This is a genomic window from Pseudaeromonas sharmana (assembly GCF_042649925.1).
Taxonomy (GTDB): domain Bacteria; phylum Pseudomonadota; class Gammaproteobacteria; order Enterobacterales; family Aeromonadaceae; genus Pseudaeromonas; species Pseudaeromonas sharmana.
This window is the reverse complement of the sequence record NZ_JBHSAF010000015.1, coordinates 87,948-109,366: the sequence shown is the minus strand read 5'-3', so window position 1 is coordinate 109,366 and position 21,419 is coordinate 87,948. Positions and strand designations below refer to the sequence as shown.

At 55.7% G+C, this 21,419-nt stretch carries 18 protein-coding genes; 3 read left to right on the top strand and 15 right to left on the bottom strand.

Annotated elements, in window-relative coordinates:
• Nucleotides 1–4: 4 nt before the first annotated feature.
• The 15 genes from ACFOSS_RS15155 to pilM all read right to left on the bottom strand — a co-directional run bounded on the left by ACFOSS_RS15155 (nt 5) and on the right by pilM (nt 16,249).
• Nucleotides 5–3,118: an efflux RND transporter permease subunit gene (locus tag ACFOSS_RS15155; RefSeq protein WP_377154134.1), complete on the bottom strand. Its 3,114-nt coding sequence runs from the start codon at nt 3,116–3,118 to the stop codon at nt 5–7.
• Entirely contained in the window at nt 3,118–4,185 is a 1,068-nt protein-coding gene (locus ACFOSS_RS15150) for an efflux RND transporter periplasmic adaptor subunit (RefSeq protein WP_377154132.1), read from the bottom strand. The genes ACFOSS_RS15155 and ACFOSS_RS15150 overlap by 1 nt, the downstream gene beginning before the upstream one ends.
• 106 nt (nt 4,186–4,291) lie before the next feature.
• Nucleotides 4,292–4,507, bottom strand: coding sequence for a hypothetical protein (locus ACFOSS_RS15145; RefSeq protein WP_377154130.1), 216 nt, complete (start codon nt 4,505–4,507; stop codon nt 4,292–4,294).
• 59 nt (nt 4,508–4,566) lie between these two features.
• Entirely contained in the window at nt 4,567–5,571 is a 1,005-nt protein-coding gene (gene trpS, locus ACFOSS_RS15140) for a tryptophan--tRNA ligase (RefSeq protein WP_377154128.1), read from the bottom strand.
• Between the two features lie 7 nt (nt 5,572–5,578).
• Nucleotides 5,579–6,283: a phosphoglycolate phosphatase gene (locus tag ACFOSS_RS15135; protein ID WP_377154126.1), complete on the bottom strand. Its 705-nt coding sequence runs from the start codon at nt 6,281–6,283 to the stop codon at nt 5,579–5,581.
• Nucleotides 6,276–6,950: a ribulose-phosphate 3-epimerase gene (gene rpe / locus ACFOSS_RS15130; protein WP_377154124.1), complete on the bottom strand. Its 675-nt coding sequence runs from the start codon at nt 6,948–6,950 to the stop codon at nt 6,276–6,278. Before rpe ends, ACFOSS_RS15135 begins: the two co-directional genes overlap by 8 nt.
• 56 nt (nt 6,951–7,006) lie before the next feature.
• Entirely contained in the window at nt 7,007–7,855 is an 849-nt protein-coding gene (locus tag ACFOSS_RS15125; protein ID WP_377154122.1) for a Dam family site-specific DNA-(adenine-N6)-methyltransferase, read from the bottom strand.
• An 80-nt stretch (nt 7,856–7,935) separates the two neighbouring features.
• Nucleotides 7,936–9,465, bottom strand: coding sequence for an SPOR domain-containing protein (locus tag ACFOSS_RS15120; RefSeq protein ID WP_377154120.1), 1,530 nt, complete (start codon nt 9,463–9,465; stop codon nt 7,936–7,938).
• Between the two features lie 3 nt (nt 9,466–9,468).
• A complete protein-coding gene (gene aroB, locus ACFOSS_RS15115; RefSeq protein WP_377154118.1) occupies nt 9,469–10,542 on the bottom strand; it encodes a 3-dehydroquinate synthase in 1,074 nt (357 codons plus the stop codon).
• Nucleotides 10,543–10,567: 25 nt separating this feature from the next.
• Nucleotides 10,568–11,086, bottom strand: a complete 519-nt coding sequence (gene aroK, locus ACFOSS_RS15110; RefSeq protein ID WP_377154116.1) for a shikimate kinase AroK — start codon at nt 11,084–11,086, stop codon at nt 10,568–10,570.
• A 247-nt stretch (nt 11,087–11,333) separates the two neighbouring features.
• On the bottom strand, nt 11,334–13,421 hold the full coding sequence (locus tag ACFOSS_RS15105) for a type IV pilus secretin PilQ (protein WP_377154113.1): 2,088 nt from the start codon (nt 13,419–13,421) through the stop codon (nt 11,334–11,336).
• 20 nt (nt 13,422–13,441) lie between these two features.
• Nucleotides 13,442–13,963, bottom strand: a complete 522-nt coding sequence (locus ACFOSS_RS15100; protein WP_377154110.1) for a pilus assembly protein PilP — start codon at nt 13,961–13,963, stop codon at nt 13,442–13,444.
• On the bottom strand, nt 13,960–14,601 hold the full coding sequence (gene pilO, locus ACFOSS_RS15095; protein WP_377154108.1) for a type IV pilus inner membrane component PilO: 642 nt from the start codon (nt 14,599–14,601) through the stop codon (nt 13,960–13,962). The genes ACFOSS_RS15100 and pilO overlap by 4 nt, the downstream gene beginning before the upstream one ends.
• Nucleotides 14,598–15,194 carry a PilN domain-containing protein gene (locus tag ACFOSS_RS15090; protein WP_377154106.1) on the bottom strand — a complete coding sequence of 199 codons (597 nt, stop codon included), beginning with the start codon at nt 15,192–15,194 and terminating at the stop codon, nt 14,598–14,600. The genes pilO and ACFOSS_RS15090 overlap by 4 nt, the downstream gene beginning before the upstream one ends.
• Nucleotides 15,182–16,249 (bottom strand): type IV pilus assembly protein PilM, encoded by a 1,068-nt coding sequence (gene pilM / locus ACFOSS_RS15085; RefSeq protein WP_377154104.1) that lies wholly within the window; start codon nt 16,247–16,249, stop codon nt 15,182–15,184. The genes ACFOSS_RS15090 and pilM overlap by 13 nt, the downstream gene beginning before the upstream one ends.
• A 171-nt stretch (nt 16,250–16,420) precedes the next feature.
• On the opposite strand from pilM, the gene ACFOSS_RS15080 reads away from it, so the two are divergent.
• The 3 genes from ACFOSS_RS15080 (at nt 16,421) to ACFOSS_RS15070 (ending at nt 21,399) form a co-directional block, all read left to right on the top strand.
• A complete protein-coding gene (locus ACFOSS_RS15080; protein WP_377154102.1) occupies nt 16,421–18,904 on the top strand; it encodes a penicillin-binding protein 1A in 2,484 nt (827 codons plus the stop codon).
• Between the two features lie 138 nt (nt 18,905–19,042).
• Nucleotides 19,043–20,758 (top strand): DUF2138 family protein, encoded by a 1,716-nt coding sequence (locus ACFOSS_RS15075; RefSeq protein WP_377154100.1) that lies wholly within the window; start codon nt 19,043–19,045, stop codon nt 20,756–20,758.
• Nucleotides 20,755–21,399, top strand: coding sequence for a DUF1175 family protein (locus tag ACFOSS_RS15070; RefSeq protein ID WP_377154098.1), 645 nt, complete (start codon nt 20,755–20,757; stop codon nt 21,397–21,399). Before ACFOSS_RS15075 ends, ACFOSS_RS15070 begins: the two co-directional genes overlap by 4 nt.
• Nucleotides 21,400–21,419 lie beyond the last annotated feature (20 nt).

Sequence of the window (21,419 nt, the reverse complement as noted above, 5' to 3'; positions counted from 1 at the left end):
GGGGTTATCGTTCCTGGCTCAGCCTGGCCGCGGTCTCCTTGCTGAGCTCGTCGGTCAACTGCTGGGCTCTGAACTCGGGCGCCCGGGTATGACGGGCCAACAGATGATACATGGCCGGGACAATCAGTAAGGTCACTATCGTCGCCAGTAACATCCCTGCAAACACCACGGTACCAACGGCAACCCGACTCTCATAACCCGCCCCCCGGGACAGCATCAGGGGGATAGCCGCCATGATGGCGGTTGCCGACGTCATCAGTATGGGGCGCAGGCGTCGCACTGCCGCCTCGATGATCGCGGTCTCGAACGCCGTACCGCGATTGCGCAGCTGGTTGGCGAATTCGACGATCAGGATGCCATTCTTCGTCACCATGCCAATCAGCAGCAACAAGCCGATCTGACTGTACAGGTTAAGCGACAAGCCACCACACCACAGCCCCAGCAGGCCGCCAAGGATTCCAAGTGGAACCGTCAGCATCACCACTAGCGGATTGATGAAGCTCTCGAATTGCGCCGCCAGCAACAAGAAGGCGACCAATAGCGACAGGGCGAACACCAGTCCGACGTCCCCCTGACTATCGCGATACTCCAGCGACTCCCCCGCATAATCCGTGCTGATGCCCGCAGGCAAGTGCGCACGCGACCACTGATCCAGCCAACTGAGCGCGTCGCCAAGGGTGTGGTCCGGGGCGATAAACCCGGACAGCGTGATCGCCTTCTGACGTTGATAGTGGCCCAATCTCTGGGCCGAAGCCTGCAGTGATATTTGGGCCAGCGATGCCAACGGCACCATTTTCCCGGAAGCAGCGCGCAGATAGAGCTGATTCAGATCCCCGGCCTGATTGAACTGTTGCTGGTCTGCTCGCACATAGACGTCATACTCTTCACCGCGATCAACATACGTGGTGCGACTACTGCCTCCCAGCAGGGTCTGCAGGGCCTGGCCAACATCGCGCAACGGGATCCCCAACTCGGCGGCACGCCGACTGTCGACGTGGATACTCAGCTCCGGAGTTTTTTCGCTGTAATCCAAATCCGGATTGATGACCACACCGCTGCCTGCTGCCGCCTGTTGCAACTGCAGCGCCCACTGATTCAGCTGTTGATAGTCGCTGCCCTGCAGCACATATTGCACCGGTGCCTGGGAGCGGCCACGGAAGCCCGGCTGGAAGGGTCGCAGTGTGATATCCGGAATGCCCGCGAGCAACGCCGGCAGTGATGCCAAGAATTGCTGAGCACTCTGTTCTCGTTGCGCCCAATCCGTCAGTTGCACAATCACCATGCCGGTCTGATCACCTCCGCGTCCAAATGCAGGAGTGCTGAAGCTGATTGCCTTGACGACCCCCTTGCCGACCAGCGGTAACAGACGGGACTCTACTTGAGCCATGTTGCGTTTCATGCGCTCAATGCTGGTTCCCTCGGCCCCGCGCACTAACACATAAATCACGCCACGATCTTCGACCGGAGCCAGTTGTGATGGCACTCGCCAGTAGAAAAACAGCATCGCCACCAATACCAGCAACATGATCACCGGCGACAACCAGCGGCGAGCCAGGACTCCTTGCAACACTGAGCGATAATGCTGCGCCAGGCGGAGCATCAGACTGTCCAGCACACCCGAATGGTTTTGCTCCGTCCGCTTTGCACGCAGCAGTTTCGATGCCATCGCCGGCGAGAGCGTCAACGCAATCAAGGCCGAGCACAGGACGGCCAATGACAAGAACACGGCAAACTCTGTAAACAGGCGACCAATCATGCCCTGCATCAGGGTGATGGGCAGAAACACCATCATCAACACTAGCGTGGTGGCGATCACCGCAAACCCGACCTCCCGGGTCCCATACCATGCCGCCAACAGCGGCGACCGTCCCGCCTGCAGGTGGTGGTGGATATTCTCGACGACCACGATGGCATCATCCACAACCAGACCGATGGCCAGTATCAATGCCAAGAGTGTCAGCATGTTAATCGAGAATCCGAGATACCAGGCCCCGATGCAGGCCGCCACCAAGGAGACCGGCACCGTCACCGCCGGGATCAGCGTGGCCCGCCACTGGCCAATAAACAGGTACAGCACCACCACGACCAGCAGGGCCGCAATCGCCAGCGTTAAGTAAACCTCGTGGATAGCCTGTCGAATGAACTCAGTACTGTTGTAATCCACCTCAAGCTGAGCCCCGGGCGGCAGGAATTGCTGCAGACGTGCGACTTCAGCTTGTACATTTTGGGCCATCTCCAGCGGATTGGCCGTCACCTGAGGTATGATACCCAGACCGATACTGACGACACCGTTGCGCTGGTAGGCGCTCTCCTCGTTCTTGGCGCCCGGCTCGATATCGGCAATATCAGACAGCAGCAGCGTCTGGCCATCCTCCAGCGTCCGCAGCCGCAGTTGTCGGAAGCTGTCTGCATCGCGGAACTGTCGAGGCAACTGTACCGGGAAGACCATGCTGCTATTGCGGATCTCTCCCCCTGGTAACTCCACATTTTCCTGATCCAGCGCATTGAGCACATCATTGACGGCAATACCCAGCCCGGCCATACGCTCCGGCTTCAGGCGGACATACATGACCCGCTCCAGATCACCACTCAGTGACACCGAGCTGACGCCATCGATCAGGCTCAAGGATTTTAACAACACCCGATTGGCGTAGTCCGTCAGCTCGACCCGATCCATCTGCTGACTGGTAAAGTTCAGCCAGATAGCCACATCACCGTCACCATTGTCCTTGGTCACGATCGGCTCATCGCTGTCATCCGGCAGCTGCTTTTGGGCTCTGGAAACCGCGTCGCGCACGTCTGCGCTGGCTTCGAGCATATTCCATCCTTGACGGAATTCGATGCTGATGGCGCTGCGCCCTTTGCGACTGGTGGATTGAATCGTGCGAATGCCGCTGATACCGGAGAGTTGATCCTCCAGCGGCTTGGTGACCTGGCTCTCGACGATATCTGGGGCGGCGCCCTCATAGGTCGTGGTGATGGTCATCGCCGCACTCTGCACGTTGGGCAGCTCGCGAACCGGCAAGCGCGATAATGACACTAGCCCGAAAACCAGCAACAACAAACTGAACACCAGCGCGGCGACCGGGCGGCGAATCGAGACATCAGACAACCACATCAGTGTTGCTCCTGCGGCAATGCAGCCGGCGGCAGCACCTGGACCCTGGCCCCATCACTCAGGGCCACCAGACCTTCCACGACCAGTTGGTCACCGACCGACAACCCATGCAGAACTGGAATACCCGCCTGTGTGGGTGAGCCGAGTTCCACCGCTTGCCGGCGCACGCGCCCCCCCTCCTGCAGCAGGTAAACGAAGCGCTTTTCACCCTGAAATTCGATGGCACTGGCAGGAATCACTGGCAGCCGCTGCTGGTTCATCACCAGTTGCAGACGCATTAACATCCCGGGCAGCAAACGTCGTTGTGGATTTTCGAACAACAAACGCGCCTTGACCGTCAAGGTTTGCTCATCGATTCGGCTATCGACTGTGTCCAGCCGACCTTGAAATGTCTCGCCCGGCCAGGCGTCCGTGAGCGCCGTTACCACGGCCCCGGGTTTGAGGCGTGACAGATAAATTTCCGGCACCGGGATATCCAGTTGCATCACGGAGAGATCGTCGAGTGCCAGTACAGCTGTTGAGGCCGACAACAGACTCCCGCGGCTGAGATCATAAAGTCCAATCCGGCCGGCGAATGGTGCCCGCAAGGCATGCTGATCACGCTCGGTTCTGGCTTTGTTACGCCGCGCCTCGGCCTGTGCCACCAAGGCGAGTTGCCCTTCGATGTCATTTTGGGTTACGACACCGCTGCGCGCCAAGCGCCGCATGTCACTCAACTTGCGCTGTTCATTGCGCAAATAGGCGTCGGCCTCATCCAGCACAGCCTGCGCCGCTGCATCATCGAGTTGCAGCAACAAGGTGCCTGCAGTCACTTCACTACCCGCCGCCGGCGGTAACCGGACAAGCCGCCCTGTAACCTCCGTGGCCAACTGTACCGATTGACGTGCCTTCAATTTAGCCACCAAGGGTAACTGCTCGAGAGACTGCGTCGACGTAACGACATCGACCCGCACCTGTGGCAACACTCGATGAGTGGTATTGGCCGGCGTGGGCAGGCGATACCAGAAATGCCAGGCTGCCGCACACACCGCGGCTAACAACAGAAGAGACCAGATAAACTTGCGCATGACCTAACCAGTAACATCCAAGATGGCACCAGTATAACGATCACTTGTTGATATTTTTTATCAGTTTGGCCGGCAAATAGTGACAAAATGTGTCAACCAGCAGACCTCAACGATTGAGCAGGACACCGTACTCCAGTTCCCGCTCTCGCTGGCATTCTGCCAGATAGATAGCCGCCAGCACATTGGCGTGCTGATGGTATTGATCCACCGCCTTGGGGACCATCAATTCCAGTGTTTTCATGGTCTTGGCTTTGCGAAAGCGGCGCAACCAATAATCTTTGTTTTCCAGTTCCTGGATTTCGTGTTGTTCGTTCTGGGACATAATACCTGTATCGGTTAATCAAAGAGACGGCCTGTCGGACAGTGACAGGCCGATAGGCATCAAATTTTCGGTACGAAACCAACCGCCTCGTAGACCCGTTTCAGCGTCTGTTCAGCGCGCTGCCGTGCTTTATCCGCGCCGTCGCTGAGTATGGCCAGCAGGCGCGGCTCATCTTCACGCAGTTCACGGTAGCGCTGTTGCAGCGGCGCCAACATGGCCACGACGGCATCGGCGGTTTCCGTCTTCAGATGGCCATACATCTTGCCCTCGAAACGGCGCTCGAGCTCAACGATGGACTCCCCCGTTGCGCCATGCAACAGGGTCAGCAAGTTCGACACACCCGGTTTTTCCGCGATATCGAAGCGCACCACCGGCGGTTCTTCAGAGTCGGTGACCGCACGCTTGATCTTCTTGGCCACCGCTTTGGTGTCTTCCAGCAGACCAATGATGTTGTTCTGGTTGTCATCGGACTTCGACATCTTCTTCGTCGGGTCCTGCAGACTCATGACGCGAGCGCCCTGCTCCGGAATAAAGGGCTCCGGCATGGTGAAGACATCGCCGTACAGCGTGTTAAAGCGGTAAGCGATGTCACGGGTCAACTCCAGATGTTGCTTCTGGTCGTGTCCCACCGGAACCTGATTGGCCTGATACAGCAGAATATCAGCCGCCATCAGTACCGGGTAACCAAACAAACCGACGTTGACGTTATTCTCGAAGCGTTGCGCCTTGTCCTTGAATTGCGTCATGCGCGACAGTTCGCCCATCTGGGTATAGCAGTTGAGGATCCAGCCCAGCTCGGCATGTTGCGGCACATGAGACTGCAGGAACACAGTGCTCTTCGCCGGGTCGATACCCACCGCCAGATAGAGCGCCGCCGCATCCAGACAGGCCTTGCGCAACGCCTGCGGATCTTGCCGCACCGTAATGGCGTGCAGGTCGACGATGCAGTACAGGCAGTCGTACTCATCCTGCATGCGCACCCACTGACGCAATGCCCCCATATAGTTGCCAATCGTCAACTGGCCAGAAGGCTGGGCGCCACTCAATACAATCGGTTTACTCATTTGCAATTCAGTCCTTGTCTGTCACCAGCAGCAACTCGGCGAGCTGGCTGAAATGGTCCAAAATCCGGTCCGGAGCACTGTCGGCAATCGGCTGGCCATGGTTGTAGCCATAGGTAAAACCAACACTACGCATGCCGGCTGCACGCGCCGCGAGAATGTCACTGTTCGAGTCACCAATCATCAGGCTATTGGCGGGTTCAGTCTGCAACTGCTGACAAACATGCCACAGTGGCATCGGGTCCGGCTTCCGCTTCGGCAGCAGATCGCCGCCAAGCACATAATCAAAGTGGGTTGCCAGGCCGGAAGCCTGAAGCAAGGGCATAACAAAAGGATGCGGCTTGTTCGTCACGATCGCCATCTTGAATCCGCGCTGCCGTAACCGTGCCAACGTGGAGACAACCTGGGGGAACAGAGCGAAATCTTTGTCCAACCCGGCATGATAGTGGGCATCAAATGCCTGACGCAGCGCAGAAAAGAGTTGCGGCTCGGGTCCGATGCCGGGATCACTACTGTGCGCCCAAGCCCGTCGCAGCAACATGTCGGCACCATTGCCTATCCACACCGCCACCTGCTGCAACGTCACCGGCGGCAGGGAACAGCTAACCAGCGCCGCATTCACGGCCTTCGCCAACTGCGGGACCGAGTCAATCAGGGTCCCATCCAGATCAAACTGCAACAGCTGGATAGGCGCACCATCAAACGGTTCAAGCATGGGCCAGTGCCAACTCGCTACGCATCTGCTGGATCACCGCCTGATAATCAGGCTGGCTGAAGATCGCCGATCCTGCGACGAACATGTCGGCTCCCGCGGCGGCGATGGCGCGAATATTGTCCACTTTCACCCCACCATCAATCTCCAGACGGATTGCATGGCCGCTTTCGTCAATCCGACGGCGTACCTCGCGCAATTTGTCCAGCGTGCCCGGAATGAAGCTCTGGCCACCGAAGCCGGGATTCACCGACATCAGCAGGATCACATCCAGCTTGTCCATCAGATAGTCCAGATAGTGCAGCGGTGTTGCCGGATTGAATACCAGACCGGCCTGACAGCCATGATCACGGATCAGTTGTACCGTACGGTCAATATGCTCCGACGCCTCAGGATGAAACGTGATGATCGAGGCGCCAGCCTTGGCAAAGTCCGGAATCAGGCGATCGACGGGTTTTACCATCAGGTGGACATCAATCGGGGCCTGAATACCGTAATTGCGCAGCGCTTGGCAGACCATGGGGCCAATGGTCAGATTGGGCACATAGTGATTATCCATCACATCAAAGTGCACCACATCCGCACCGGCTGTCAGCACACGGGCGACATCTTCTCCCAGACGGGCGAAATCCGCAGACAGAATCGACGGGGCAATCAGGAACTCTTTCATCGGGCTGTTATCTCTTGGCATGATGGACAAATAGTACCCCAAGGTCGACTGTGACTCTAGGGTATGGGGTGATGGTCGTCGAAGACCATGCCGGGCAAGTACAACGCCAGCAACTCGCCAACTTTGTTCCGCCCTGTTATGGAACGACTGATGGTGCGCTTGACCTGAATTTCATCCAGTAACGCCCCGCGGTACAACTCATAGGTCAGCGGGGTTGCATGGTTGCTGATCAGCACCGGCAGTTGCTTCTCCTGCACCGTATGACGCGCCAATCGGGCCAGCAGGGCTTGATCATCCAGCGAAAAACCTTTGGCGGCATAGGTGGTGAAATTGGCTGAACTCGACAGCGGCACATAAGGGGGATCGCAGTAGACGACATGATCCTCCTCCAGACGCGAGAAGGTGCTGGAGTAGCACTCGCAGATAAAGGTAGCGCGTTGCGCCTTCTCGGCAAATGCCCACAGTTCCTCTTCCGGGAAATAGGGACGCTTGTATTTGCCGAACGGCACATTGAAGCCCCCTTTGCGGTTATAGCGGCACAAACCGTTGTAACCATGGCGGTTGAGGTAAAGAAACAGCGCAGAGCGCGTCCGCTTGTCACTACACAGGTTAAATGCATCGCGCAGTTCAAAATAGGCATCGCGCTGATTATTGGCCTCGATGAACAGCGCCCTGGCCTCCTGCATCAGACGTTCCGGTTCACTCTTCAACAGGTTATAAAAGTCGATCAGATCCGGATTGATATCTGCCAGCAGATAAGCGTCATACTGGGTATTGAGAAAAACCGAGCCAGCACCGACAAACGGCTCGACCAACACACGTCCACGGGGCAGCCGGGCAGTGATGGCCTCGACCAGAGAGTATTTCCCGCCAGCCCATTTCAAAAATGCACGTGTCTTCTTCATGCCTGCCACATCAGGGAAAGTCCGAACCATAAAAAGGGGGCGCATTGTAGCCCCCTGGAAATTGTCATGCTATCGGTGAGCTATTTCATTTCTTTTTGGATTTGACCAAAGGATTTTGGCCAGGGATGCCCGGCCTTGAGCCCCGCCGGCAAACCACTGATCGCCGCCCTGGCTTGTGCCGAAGAGGCATAGTCGCCCTGAACCAAAACAAACCAGGGTTTACCCTGATATTCAGTTTGATAGATCCAGTAACGCGCCGTGGGTTTCTGCTTGGCAACATAGGCGCGTACCGCCTTTTCATCTCCCCCGGCCGCCAGTTGAATGGCAAAATGCCGCACGGGTTTGCTAGCTAATTCAGCATTGCTACCCGCAACCACAGCGGCGCTCACAGGCGGCGCTTTGGGTTGGTGAGGAGCGTTCGCCTTGCCCTGCACGGTTGGTGTCACTGGTTTGTTCGCACTCGCTTTTGTCGGTGCGGCCGCACTGGCTGGAGCCGAGGTCAATTCCGAGACCAGTGGTTGCAACTGGTCGACAGAGGTGACGGCACCAGAGACAGCAACAGCATGAGTATCACTGGCCGCACTGACCACCGGCTGGCCCTTCGCCTGGCTGGCCATAATATCCCGTACCACTTGATCGGCGATCACCACACGACGCTTGTCGGCCTCCTCCTGGGCACTGATGTCGTTAGCACCCGACACCTCATCAGGCAAGGTCGCCGGTGCAACGCTGGTCGCGACACTTTGCGCCGCAGAAATCACCGTGGCCTCGGCACTGGAGGCTGGCGTCGGGGCGACAGGCTGCGGTTTGACCGCGGTATCATGGCGCAGCAATGGCGGAATGACCCAACTAAGCAGCAACACCACAGCGGCAACCACGCCAGCTGAGGCCATCACCTTATTCGCGGGCCACTCCTTTTTCTTCAAGATACTCTTTCGATTCATGATTTCCTCCGCCAATGCCACAATACGCCCCGGGTTACCTGCACAGTGACGCAGTTTCTCAGCCAGCGCCGCAGGGTTGGGCATCAATGCATAATAATCTGCCCGTCGCAGACAATGCTCCAGCAACGCCGTCTGCTCTTGGGACGAGAGAGGTTCCAGATCCAGCTCCAACGGCGTAAGACTCGGTGAAACCAGCTCTTTCACTGTATCGGTGACCCACTCACTGACGCCACAGAGTAACACACCCAGTTGTAGCGGCTGTGGCAGCGCGGCATTAATGCAATACAGCTCCCAAAGCTCTTGCGCCCACCCCTCCGGAGCAAGGTCGGCATCATCAATGACTATCACCAGAGGACCGCGCACTGCGCCTTGCAGCCGAAACAGGGTATCGCTCAGTGCATCATCCGGGTCAAAAATATGCCCAGGCAACAAGCGGTTGAATAATTGTTCGCGCAACCGCGAGGCGGTCATCCCCGCGGTACAGGTGATCAATGCTGAATGTAGCGGAGCGGCGGAAGACGCTAGCCATTGCAGGCACAATGACGTCCTGCCACTCCCCTTGGCCCCGGAGAGAAAGGCAAAGGGGAAGGAGAACCCAAACAGGTGAGTCAGCCGCGAAACCAGTAATTGCTGACTCTCAAATGCCGGAAAATCCTCTGCGGTCACATATCATCCCATTGCGATCACATGCTGCAGGGTGGCTTGCGGCACATCTGATACGACGTCCGCCTGACCAATCGCGGTCGGCAGAACCAGACGCAACTGGCCAGAAAGCACTTTTTTGTCCCGCATCATATGTTGGATAAAAATATCGAAGGTCATCGTCTCAGGCGCTCTGATGGGAAGGCCGGCCCGTTCAATTAACGAGCAAATCCGGCTCACATCCGCCGCACTGATACGCTGGGTTGCCTCTGCCGTCTTCGCCGCCAACACCATTCCGGCGCCAACTGCCTCTCCATGCAACCAGACGCCATAGCCCTGCTCAGCCTCTATCGCATGACCGAAGGTATGGCCGAGGTTCAGTAAGGCGCGGACACCGGTCTCTGTCTCATCCTGCGAAACGACCTCGGCCTTGATGCTGCAACAGCGCATAATGGCTTGGGTCAGTAACTGGCTATCCAGGGCAAGCAATGCCTCCACATGGTTTTCAAGCCATTGAAAAAACGCACTATCCCAAATGATGCCATATTTGATCACCTCAGCCAGGCCGGCTGACAGCTCACGACGAGGTAGTGTGCGCAAGCAATCCGTATCAATGATCACCGCCTTGGGCTGATAGAAGGCGCCTATCATGTTCTTGCCCAGCGGATGATTGACCCCCGTCTTGCCCCCCACCGAGGAGTCAACCTGCGACAGCAGCGTGGTCGGGATCTGAATAAACGCTACGCCGCGCTGATAGCTGGCGGCAGCAAAACCGACCAAATCACCGATCACGCCGCCGCCCAAGGCAATCAGCGTCGTATCGCGACCATGCCGACCTTCAAGCAGTGCCGTCATGATCAGGTTGAAACTGTCGAGCGTCTTGAACGCTTCACCATCGGGCAGAATGCAAACATCCTGCTGGTAATCCGCCAACGAGGCCTGCAGTTGTGCCAGATAGAGCGGAGCGACGGTTTCATTGGATACGATCATCACCCTTCGCCCCTTGATCGCCGGGGCAAACAGGGCTTTTTGTGTCATCAGCCCCTGACCGATGTAAATCGGATAAGAGCGTTCAGCCAATGCTACCGTCAACCTTTCCATGGTCACGCTTCCTTATCGATGAGGGTTATAAACCCAACAGCTGGGCAATTTGATTCGCCACCAATTTGGCACTTTGTTCATCCGTGCGCACAACATAATCTGCCACTTCACGGTAGAGTGGTTCGCGCTCTTCGGATAAGCGTACCAGGACATCCTTGGGATCTTCCGGTGTTTGCAACAGAGGACGGCGCTTATCCCGCTGAGTACGAGCCAGTTGCTTCTCAATCGGTGTTTCAAGGTAGACAACGATGCCTCGTGCCGAGAGGCGGTTGCGGGTCTGGGCACTCTTGATCGCCCCACCACCTGTCGCCAACACAATGCCCTGCATTTCAGTCAGTTCGCTGATGACCTGCTCTTCACGACGCCGGAATCCCTCTTCGCCCTCAACATCGAAAACCCATGCGATGTCAGCACCGGTTCGACGCTCGATTTCGGTGTCAGAGTCGTAGAACTCCATGTGCAATTGTTCTGAGAGATATTTGCCGATGGTACTTTTGCCGGCCCCCATGGGCCCGACCAGAAAGATGTTGCGTTTTTCAGCCATGTTAGTCGTCAGTAATAAAACAAACCTGCCCGCAATTTGGCGGGTACCTGATAAAAAATCCCTGAGTTCGGAACTGGACGGGGAATTATGCAGCAGCGATCCATGGAGCGCAACCGCAAGCCCAGCATTGACGGTATAGCGATCTGGAAGCTGGGAGCCAAATCAAGTGGCTTGAAACCTTAAAAATGGCCACGCATAAACAAAAAACCCCGGCTTGCCGGGGTTTTTTGCATACGGAGAACGTCTATCAGATGTCCTCGGTAACGATCTTCGGTGTCACGAAAATCAGCAGCTCGCGCTTCTTGTTGGTTTGGCTGCTGTTACGGAACAGGAAGCCAACCCCGGGAATGTCACCCAGTAACGGCACCTTGGTGATGTCCTTCTTGATGGTTTGTTGATAAATACCACCCAGCACCAGCGTTTCGCCGTTATCGACCAGCACTTGCGTACTGATCTGTTGCGTGTTGACTGCCGTTCCGGTACCTGTGCCAGTCTTGACCTCATCACCCAGCGTATCTTGAGTGACCGTCAGGTCGAGAATGACTCTGTTATCCGGAGTGATCTGCGGGGTAACCTTCAGGCTCAATACCGCCTTCTTCCACTCTACCGTAGTCGCCCCACTGGAACTGGACGTATTGCTCGGGAACTCGGTACCCTGTTCAATGATCGCTTCTTTCTGGTTGGCCGTGGTGACGCGCGGACTGGCAATGATCTCCGCTTTGTTCTCTGTCTCCAGCGCGCTCAGTTCCAAGTCAAGCAGTGTGCCGTCCGCCAACTTGGCGACCTGGAAGGCGATAGAGCCTGCCGCATCTGTCACACCCAGATTCACATTCAATCGATCGCCAACATCCGGTACCGTACCAGACTGAGCGGAGTCGTTGCCTTCAATGGTGCCAGAAATGGAGCCATTCTCTTCAGCCTTGGTCACACCCCAGCGAACACCCAACTCCTCATCGACACCATCGTCAATCGTTACCATTCTGGCTTCGATGACGACCTGTTTGACCGGGATATCCAGCACAGACAACATCTTCTTGATATGGTCAACCACTTCAGCCGTGTCTTTAACCAACAGGGTGTTGGTACGGCCATCGACACTCACAGCGCCGCGGCTTGAAAGCAGACGGGTATTTTCCGTTGAAAGCAGCTCGGCAATTTCAGCGGCCTTGGCGTAGTTGATCTGAATATATTCCGTCACCAGCGGCGCCAACTCGGCCACCTGCTTCTGGCTTTCCAGACTCTGTTTCTCGCGCTTGGCAATCTCGTCTGCCGGAGCGACCAGCAGAATGTTATCCTCCAGACGCTTGTCCAGCCCCTTGACCTTCAACACCGTATCCAACGCCTGTTCCCACGGCACGCCATCCAGGCGCAGCGTGATGCTGCCACTGACAGAATCGGTGGTGACCAGGTTGAAGCCATTAAAGTCGGCGATCAGCTGCAATACGGTGCGAACCGGAACATCCTGGAAGTTCAGCGAAATGGGCTTGCCCTGATACTTGGTTGTTGCTGCTTTAGCACCATTCGCAGCTGTGGCCGCCGCTTTACGCGCAGAGACCTCAACAATAAACATGTCTTGCGCCTGATCATAGCGATAATCAAAGCCGCCATTGACCGACAGGTCCATCACCACGGTATTACCCTGACGCGAGACATCAATACGTCCCACAGGGGTGGCAAAATCCGTCACATCCATCAATGCAAGCAGGTCATTGGCAATGTCTGTGGCGTGGAATTTGGCGACAACGTGATTACCACGACTGGTCACATCCAGCGCGGCCGAGGAGTTATCGAGGCCAACCATCAGCTGACCCTGACCATCCTTGCCACGCCGAAAATCGATACTCTTGACGCGGTTGATACTGCCTGCGCTGGGCTTATAGGTCTCCTTGGCAGGAGAGGTCGCGGCCGCCGTTGTGGTCACGGTGGGAGCCACTTCATTCACCTTCGGCTGGCCCAGGGTAACCAGCAGCGAGTTGCCAGACTGACTGATTTGGTATGGCATCAGCTTCTGCAGATCGATCTGGACATCAAGATCCTTGCCATTCGGCACGACCTTGACCTGTTGAACACCTTGGCGTTCGACAGGAATTTGGCTCATGTTCAAGCCCGACGTCGCATCTGAGACCTGGACCATCAGCTGATTCGGCTGATATTTCAGCCGATCGGCGAAACTACTGACCGGCTGATCAAAACTCAATTCCAGTTGGACCTGATCGGCCAGTAACGGATTGACCTTAATCTGTTGAAGACGGCTAGCAGCCTCGACAGGCAACCAGACACCGGCTGCCAACGCCAGCATGACCAATTGTCCGATCCTTGATTTATATTGATTCATATCCATTCCTGCCTGAAGACTTATTGTTCTGCCACCACAAGGTTTAATTTGGTTTCGCGCTTGGTCCAGCATCCCTTGCCATCCGGAATAACTTCCTCAAGCAAAATACCGTCCGGTTTAACACGAGTAATTCGTCCCTGGTTAAGTCCCAGATACTGTCCCTCGCGGACCCGGTATACCTCGCCCTTTGCCGAGATGAGCGCCCAAAGACCACCTGCCCCACCCATAGTGCCGCTCATATTAAGGTTATCGAGCGAATACTTTTCCAGCGGCTCTTTGTCTCGCGGTGCAGGTTGGAAACAGTCTTTCTTGAGATCCTGAACAGCAGGCGCCAGCTCTGGACGTGGCTGAACAAAAGGCTCTCTATCACTATGGGGCTCGTATTTCATAGGTACAAAATTCTTGATGACCGGCAAGGGTTCTATTGGCAAGGGTGGACGAGCCTTCACCTGGGTCACGTAATCCTGCAGGTCATCTGCACCGGAACACGCCGTCAACAGAACACTGCAAAATATCATCAGGAGTGGTGTATTTTTCGTCATTTCTTACCCGCTCCCCGTTTTTTTAGATTTTTAGTGTTCTTATCCTTTGCCGTATTTTGCGCCTTTTCATTGTAGCGATAAGTCTTGGCCAACATGCTCATCAGCAATTCATCGCCTTCCTTGCTTCTCACCGTTGTAAAACTGTCGATGATAACGATACGAGGCAAGGCTGCCACATCTGCGGTAAATTTCCCCAATTGGCTATAGGTACCGGAGACCTCGATTTTCATCGGCAATTCGGTGGAAAACTCGCGTTTGATTTCTGGCTCCCAATTGATACGTAATAATTTGAGACCGTTATCCATCGCGATAAAACTGATGTCGTCCAGCAAGCCTGCGACTTCATTTTTGTCTGGCAGTTGACGTAATTGCGCCTGCAGCAACCGTTCCAGCTCAATCATCTGACGCTTGTAAGACTCGAGATTACTCGCTAACGCAGCCTTCATTTCGAACTGTGTCTTCAGCTCCAGCTCCTTTTCCGTCGCCTTGGACAACGAATTTACGGAGTCGGCAATCAGATAGTAATATCCGCCCGCACAAATCAGGACTGCCAAAATTATCGAGACAATAATTTTGACCGGCATGGGCCAAGAGCCAACATTCTCGAAATCTAGTTCATTTAATTCTTGCAGGTTCATTTCTTCTGCGCTCCCTGCATCTTGTCGGCCAGATCATTATCATGGCTTAAAATACGGAACATCATCGAAAACTCGCTCAAAGCAAACGATGGGACCCCTTCCGGCTGCGGAGTGGCAAAAATCGAGCTGATATTCGTCTGTCCCAACCATCCACTCTTGTCGATCATCCGCATCATGCTGGCGACACGGCTATGAGCTTCGGTCTTGCCAACCATGTCGATACGACCATCAATCAGACCAAGGGAGTCCAGATAAACACCCGACGCCACCAGTTTTGGCAAATCACTGTACAGATGCACGACCTGGTTACGACTTTGCTGCAGTTGATCGATCAATTTCATCCGGTCGATCAATTCTTGGCGTCTGGCCTTCAGTTTGTTTATTTGGCCGATTCTCGCATCCAGTAGCACTATTTCACTTTGTAGAAATTGATTGCGCTCTTCTTGATGTTTGATGGCCTGATTGAAAAATAAATTAACCAGCAAGACCACACCACAACTCAGCAAAACCGTAATACCCAGCATGGCAAGGAAAATATTTTTCTGCCGCTGCTTGGCAACTTCACGCCAAGGGAGAAGGTTTATATTTGACATGGTACAAAACTCCGCAAGGCTAATCCGAGCGCCGTCATATATTTGGCACCATGCTTAACAAATTCACTGCGGTGACGAGGGGTAATACTGAATGGATCCGGGTGTTTGACCTCAATTTGCAATTCCATGGCCAGCTGTTCAGCCAGGCCTGGAATCAAACTGCCGCCACCTGACAATACGAGCATGTTGACTTCACGATAACTCGACGAGCTACAGAACAGTTGAATGTTGCGGCGGATTTGCTGCACCAGCAGGGTGATGTACGGAGCCAGTACATCCATATCTGCATCAGCGGGCAGACGATGTTGAACCTTGGTACGCTCAGCTTCATCGTTGGGCAGGTTGTAGAAGGAGGCGATGGATTGGGTAAAGTTATCGCCGCCGAAGCTCTGGAGCCGGGAATAGATAATTTCGCCATTCACCATGATGCCGAATGTCAAAGACACAGCCCCGATATCCACTAATGCACACACAGATTGCGACTTGCCGGCCTCAAGCTCGGGAACCAGAGCGACCACAGCCCGCGCCAGCGAATGCAAACCGACGTCCACCACTTTGACTTGCAAACCGGAGTCTTGCAGTGTGGTTACACGGCTGGTGACGCTGTCTGTCCGCGCCGCACTGACCAGCACATCATTGCGTGTCGGATCGCTTAAATTCGGCCCGAGGATCTCAAAGTCGAGACTGATTTCATCCATTGGAAATGGAATAAGCTGCTCCGCCTCCATTTCAATGTGGCCTTCCAGTTCGGAAGGCCCCATCTTGTTGTCCACCTGCGTAACCTTGGTGATAACGTTCGAGCCGGAGACGGCCGTAGCCGCATAGCGCTGACGCCCTGGCAGCAATTTGACCAGTTGCTTGACCGATTGTGCGATGCGCTCAACATCCTGCATCTGATAATCGACCAAACACCCCTTCGGGGTCAAAACCTCGATGCAGGCATCGATCTGGAAGCGACCCGGTTTGCCGGAAATCACCACCGCTTTGATGGTCTGGCTACCGAAGTCAACCCCTATCATGGGGTACAGACTACCTTGATTTGATAAACCTAACATAAATGCATCCGTGCGCTAAAAGGCAAGAAGGATATTCTTTTGTATCCCAATCCTATACATAGGTGCTAACCAAAACCACTCCAGAGTAGCAAGCAAAACGCTCGAATTTGAACTAGTTAACAAATATACTGCCTGCCATTTCCGGCATATATCCCCAATGGGTGGCACAAGATGCTTATTTGGCTCAAACGTCTGTTCTGGTTTGGCTTGTTTTTGGTTGCGCTTGGCATTGCCGGCATTTCAGCGTTTTATTTTGCGCTGGAAAACAGTCTGCCGGACGTCACGAGCCTGCGTGACGCCAAATTCGAGACACCGATGCGAGTCTACAGCGCAGATGGTGCTTTGATCGCCGAATATGGTGAAATGCGCCGCATCCCGTTGAAGATCAACGAGATCCCACAACCGATGATCGATGCGTTCCTGTCGATTGAGGACGCCCGGTTTTATGAGCACCCCGGCATCGATCCAATTGGCATCATGCGCGCTGGCGTGGTCTGGCTGACCACAGGCCAGATGCGACAAGGGGCCAGCACCATCACTCAGCAAGTCGCCAGAAACTTTTTCCTTAGCCGGGAAAAAACCATTCTGCGCAAAATTAAAGAAGTCTTTCTCGCCTGGCATATAGAGAAAGAGCTATCCAAAGATGAAATTCTCGAGCTGTACCTCAACAAGATCCCACTTGGATATCGTGCTTTTGGCGTCGGCGCAGCGGCCCAAGTTTATTATGGCAAGCCGGTTGATCAGTTGACGCTGGGCCAGATTGCCGTCATTGCAGGTCTGCCGAAAGCCCCCTCGATGCTGAATCCTATTCGCTCGCCACAACGAGCGGAGGCACGACGGAACGTTGTACTGGGGCGGATGCTGGAATTGGGGAAAATCACGCGCGAGCAATATGACGCCGCCAAGATGGAGCCGGTCGCCACCCGCTACCACGGCGCAGACATCATGCTCAATGCCGCCTATGTTGGCGAGATGGCGCGCAAGTTCATGGTCGATCGCTACGGCGATGAGGCCTATACCAAAGGATTCAATGTCTATACCACCATTACAGCCAAACTGCAGAAAGCCGCCGATGATGCGGTATTTCGTGGCTTGCTGGACTACGACCTGCGGCATGGCTATCGCGGCGCAGAAAAACGCCTCTGGCAGGCCAAGGAGCCAGCCTGGACCACTGACCGCATCTATGAATATCTAAATGATCTCTCCAGCAGCGATCCTTTTGAGCCGGCAGTGGTCACACGGATTCGTGATAAGCAGGCCGATGTGGTGATTAAAGGGGGGCTTGAAGGCTCCATCAATTGGGATGGCATGAAGTGGGCTCGCCCTTTCATTACCGATGAGCGTCAAGGTACGGCGCCCCGGCGTGCTGCCGATATCCTGCATGTTGGCGATCTAATCTGGGTATGGCCGGAAGATGACACCAGCTTGCGACTGGTTCAAATCCCCGAGGTTAACGCCGCGTTTGTGGCTCTGGATCCACAAAATGGCGCCATCCAGGCACTGGTTGGCGGCTTCAGTTTCGAACAGAGCAAGTTTAACCGCGTTGACCAGGCCAAACGCCAGGCCGGCTCGAACATTAAACCGTTCATCTATTCTGCTGCGTTCAACTCCGGTTTCACCCTCGCCTCCCTGGTCAATGACGCGCCGATCAACCAATGGGATACCGCCTCCGGTACGGCCTGGAGCCCGAAGAACTCACCGCCAGTGTACGACGGCCCCATTACCTTGCGCGAAGCCTTGGCCCGTTCCAAGAATGTGGTCTCGGTGCGCTTGCTAAGAAGCGTCGGCATTGGCAAGTTGATGGATCATCTGCGCCAGTTCGGATTTGATGTCAAACCCGAACAACGCAACGAGGCCTTGGCGCTGGGTGCCATTGAAGTGAGCCCGATGGAGATGGCCACGGGTTATGCCGCCATTGCCAACAGCGGCTACAAGGTAACCCCTCATATCATTACCAAGGTTGAGGATACCAATGGCACTACGCTATTCGAGGCCAAGGCCCCCGTTGCCTGCCCGAGCTGTAGTAATACCGTGACGCCGGATCCGGCTACCGCGTCGGCCCTTCCTGCCGCCCCCGCCGATCCGACTGCCGCGCCTCTGGCGCCGCAGATTATCTCCCATGCCAATGCTTTTTTGGTATCCGAAGCGATGCACAGTGCCATCTTCGGTGGCAAAGATCGCGGCATGCAAGGCTCCTGGCTGGGAACGGGGTGGCGTGCGGCCAGAGAGCTTAAACGTCAGGATATCGCCGGTAAAACCGGGACCACCAATGAAGCCAAGGATGCCTGGTTTTCCGGCTTCAACAGCAAGCTGGTGGCCACAACCTGGGTGGGATTTGACGATCACAGACGAAAACTGGGGCGTTCGATTGCCGGTAACGAGTATGGTGCCAGCGCCGCGCAGCCGATCTGGATTGAGTTCATGAAAATAGCGCTCGCCAATACCCCCGAGGCGCCCGTTCCCCGCCCCGATGATGTCGTGGAAGTCCGCATCGACAACGTCTCCGGGATGTTGAGCACACCGGAAGACAGCAACAGCCGTGTCGAATATTTCCAGAAGGGTTCCGAGCCAACATTGGCGAATCCCGGCAATGACACTCTGTTTGGTGAGGGCGGTTCAAGCGAGCCAGGGACCAGCACAGACGACATCTTCTAATCACGGCCAACCGCCATAAGGTTCGCAACTTTATGGCGGTCTGGTTGCAGAGAAAGACCCCATCGGATACCATGCGCGCTCCAGGAAATAGCGCCCGCATGGAACCAACCACGCCGGCCAAGAGACAGGATGCTCAGCATGACACGCCGGCAAACCCTTATCGGATTGGGGCTCTTCCTCATCCTTGCCACCGCGGCTTCCGCCGCTTTCTATGCGGTCCGGCTGGCCCTGCCGACAGTCAAACTCAACAGCCGACAGCTGTCTGAAACGCAAGTCGCCATCGATCTCACTCGACCTGATGCCCGTATACTCAGCCAGCATCTGGCGCGATTACCACGTGACATTTTACGCCAACCGTTATTGCAACGATTGCTCACCGAAGACTTCGCCTTCTATTACGACGACCATAGCCAGAAGATGGCATTGCATGGCACCTTGCGCCGCCTGGCGTATGAACATCAACTGACACTGCAGGAACAGTTGCTGCAAAAACTGCTGGATGCCCCGGCGGATGTCAGCCTGTGGCGCAGCCACGATGGTCGCCTCGGTTACTGGATGCTGAGGCTGCAAACCAACCTGTTGTCGCGTACCCTGACCCGGTTAACCACCCTCTCGGCCAGCGATAGTCAACTGATGCGCATCGGTGAACTTGAGGTCGGTGGCACGCAGGAGCCGATTTATCGCCTTGACTACGGCTATCAGCGCCATCTGGTTTTTGTTTCCCATGCCGAGCACCTTCTGGTGTTATCCGACCAGGGAATGCTTGCCAGCGACAGCGGTGAACTGACCCCCGAGGGCAACCCGGCATTACAAAAGGAACAGTTGGCACTGCTGAGCCAAGCCCTTGAGAGTGGATTCGCTGACCAGCAAAAGGCGCTGTCGCTATCCCAGGAGTCGGCGCCGGCTGAGCAGACGCTGATACTGGATGCCCACTTCCTGTCATTTGGCTACCAGCATTTCTTTTCTGGCCTGCAGGCATTGCGTTTTGATCTTGGCAGCGATGGCCTGTGGCGCAGCCATCTGTTGCTCGACAACCAACTTGAAACCCTGGACGCCTCAGCGCTCTGGCAGCAAGCACCCGCCGGCGCCGCGCTCTGCCTCTCTTTACCTGCCGACTGGCTGGCAGGCAAAGAGGTTGTTCAACAGTGGGCCAGTTCGCAGGACGATCACAGCGGAACCGCCATCCTGGATGATCTCGCCGGCCCCCTGGGGATCTGCTGGTATCCTGACTCCCGATTAGCGTCGCCGTTACTGATGGCCCGCTTCAAGAGCGACACGCTGGCGTTACAGCATAAGAGCGCATTGAAATCACTGTTTGAGCGCCTGATTGGTGCCAGCGAATACATTCGTGGCGAGCGCTTTCCCGTTGAAGAGGATCCGGCCAAGGCAGGCGCCTACTGGCGCCGGGTTGTGAGTGCCAGATATGGCAGTCAACTGGCCAGCAAGGAGCCGTTCCGCGATCAACTCTCAGCCGCACGCTTCTTTCCTGTCACGTTGGCGGTGCAAGGATCCACCCTGTTCTTCTCGGCTGATGGCCGCCTGGTTGATCAAGCACTGGCGGTTCAGCAACACACTTATCCGGCACTGGCCGAAAAGCTGGCCCATCCAGCTAATACGCTGGCTTATGTGAGACCAGCCCAGCTGTCCGCACTGCTTGAGCGCGAAATGTATGCCGCCTTGCCAGGGCAGATTGAGCCCCTGTTCCGTCAGTCTGCCCGCTATTACTTACAGCCTAGATTGCAGACACTTGCCACACTGAAGCCATTATCCATTCAGGCCGATTTTGGCCACCACTTCTCATTAAGCGGTGGCAGCAAATGGTACCCATTGCAGTGGCAGGACGAGGCGCCATGAGATGGTTGCTGATTTGGTTATGGCTTGGCTCCAGCCCAGCGTTGGCGCTGGAAGAGGCATCGTTGAGCCCGCCGCTACAGCTGGATGGACAGCAGTCGCAACGCTTTCGGGCCTGGTTTGTCCGCGTGCTGGATCAGCAGGTGCGTCATCCCTCGCCACGCTGGGTACATAGAGATTGTGCCGGACTGGTACGATTTGCCGTCGGCGAGGCACTGGCCTCCCATGACCGGCGCTGGCAACAGGCAAGCGGACTGTCCGCAGCCTTGATGCCCGCCCCGCTACAACTGGATGAACAACAACGACAACAACTGCGCTTTCGCTGGCGCGACATCGATGGCGAACTAAAAGCCTTTGTCACCGCCCAGGCACTGGTACAGCAGAACAGTGTGTTTGTCGGCCGTTCATTCAATGAGGCCCAGCCGGGCGACTTGCTATTTTTCGACCAGGGTGATGCACAACACCTGATGGTATGGATGGGGCAGTACATTGCCTACCATACCGGAACTGTCACCCCCAAGGACAACGGCCTGCGGGCAGTGAGTCTGCAACAGATGACGCAATGGAAGGATACGCGGTGGCAACCTACAGAAAACAACCCCAATTTTCTCGGCTTCTATCGGCTGGGCTTCTTGTCGCGCTGAGCTGTCTGTCTCTCTCCAGT

Bases quoted from the DNA above. Each gene is read 5' to 3' on its own strand.
- trpS (WP_377154128.1), bottom strand. From the start codon at position 5,571: ATGAGTAAACCGATTGTATTGAGTGGCGCCCAGCCTTCTGGCCAGTTG.
- aroK (WP_377154116.1), bottom strand. From the start codon at position 11,086: ATGGCTGAAAAACGCAACATCTTTCTGGTCGGGCCCATGGGGGCCGGC.
- ACFOSS_RS15100 (WP_377154110.1), bottom strand. From the start codon at position 13,963: ATGACGAAAAATACACCACTCCTGATGATATTTTGCAGTGTTCTGTTG.
- ACFOSS_RS15125 (WP_377154122.1), bottom strand. From the start codon at position 7,855: ATGAAGAAGACACGTGCATTTTTGAAATGGGCTGGCGGGAAATACTCT.
- pilO (WP_377154108.1), bottom strand. From the start codon at position 14,601: ATGAACCTGCAAGAATTAAATGAACTAGATTTCGAGAATGTTGGCTCT.
- ACFOSS_RS15075 (WP_377154100.1), top strand. From the start codon at position 19,043: ATGACACGCCGGCAAACCCTTATCGGATTGGGGCTCTTCCTCATCCTT.
- pilM (WP_377154104.1), bottom strand. From the start codon at position 16,249: ATGTTAGGTTTATCAAATCAAGGTAGTCTGTACCCCATGATAGGGGTT.
- aroB (WP_377154118.1), bottom strand. From the start codon at position 10,542: ATGGAAAGGTTGACGGTAGCATTGGCTGAACGCTCTTATCCGATTTAC.
- ACFOSS_RS15150 (WP_377154132.1), bottom strand. From the start codon at position 4,185: ATGCGCAAGTTTATCTGGTCTCTTCTGTTGTTAGCCGCGGTGTGTGCG.
- ACFOSS_RS15105 (WP_377154113.1), bottom strand. From the start codon at position 13,421: ATGAATCAATATAAATCAAGGATCGGACAATTGGTCATGCTGGCGTTG.
- rpe (WP_377154124.1), bottom strand. From the start codon at position 6,950: ATGAAAGAGTTCCTGATTGCCCCGTCGATTCTGTCTGCGGATTTCGCC.
- ACFOSS_RS15135 (WP_377154126.1), bottom strand. From the start codon at position 6,283: ATGCTTGAACCGTTTGATGGTGCGCCTATCCAGCTGTTGCAGTTTGAT.
- ACFOSS_RS15145 (WP_377154130.1), bottom strand. From the start codon at position 4,507: ATGTCCCAGAACGAACAACACGAAATCCAGGAACTGGAAAACAAAGAT.
- ACFOSS_RS15070 (WP_377154098.1), top strand. From the start codon at position 20,755: ATGAGATGGTTGCTGATTTGGTTATGGCTTGGCTCCAGCCCAGCGTTG.
- ACFOSS_RS15155 (WP_377154134.1), bottom strand. From the start codon at position 3,118: ATGTGGTTGTCTGATGTCTCGATTCGCCGCCCGGTCGCCGCGCTGGTG.
- ACFOSS_RS15080 (WP_377154102.1), top strand. From the start codon at position 16,421: ATGCTTATTTGGCTCAAACGTCTGTTCTGGTTTGGCTTGTTTTTGGTT.
- ACFOSS_RS15090 (WP_377154106.1), bottom strand. From the start codon at position 15,194: ATGTCAAATATAAACCTTCTCCCTTGGCGTGAAGTTGCCAAGCAGCGG.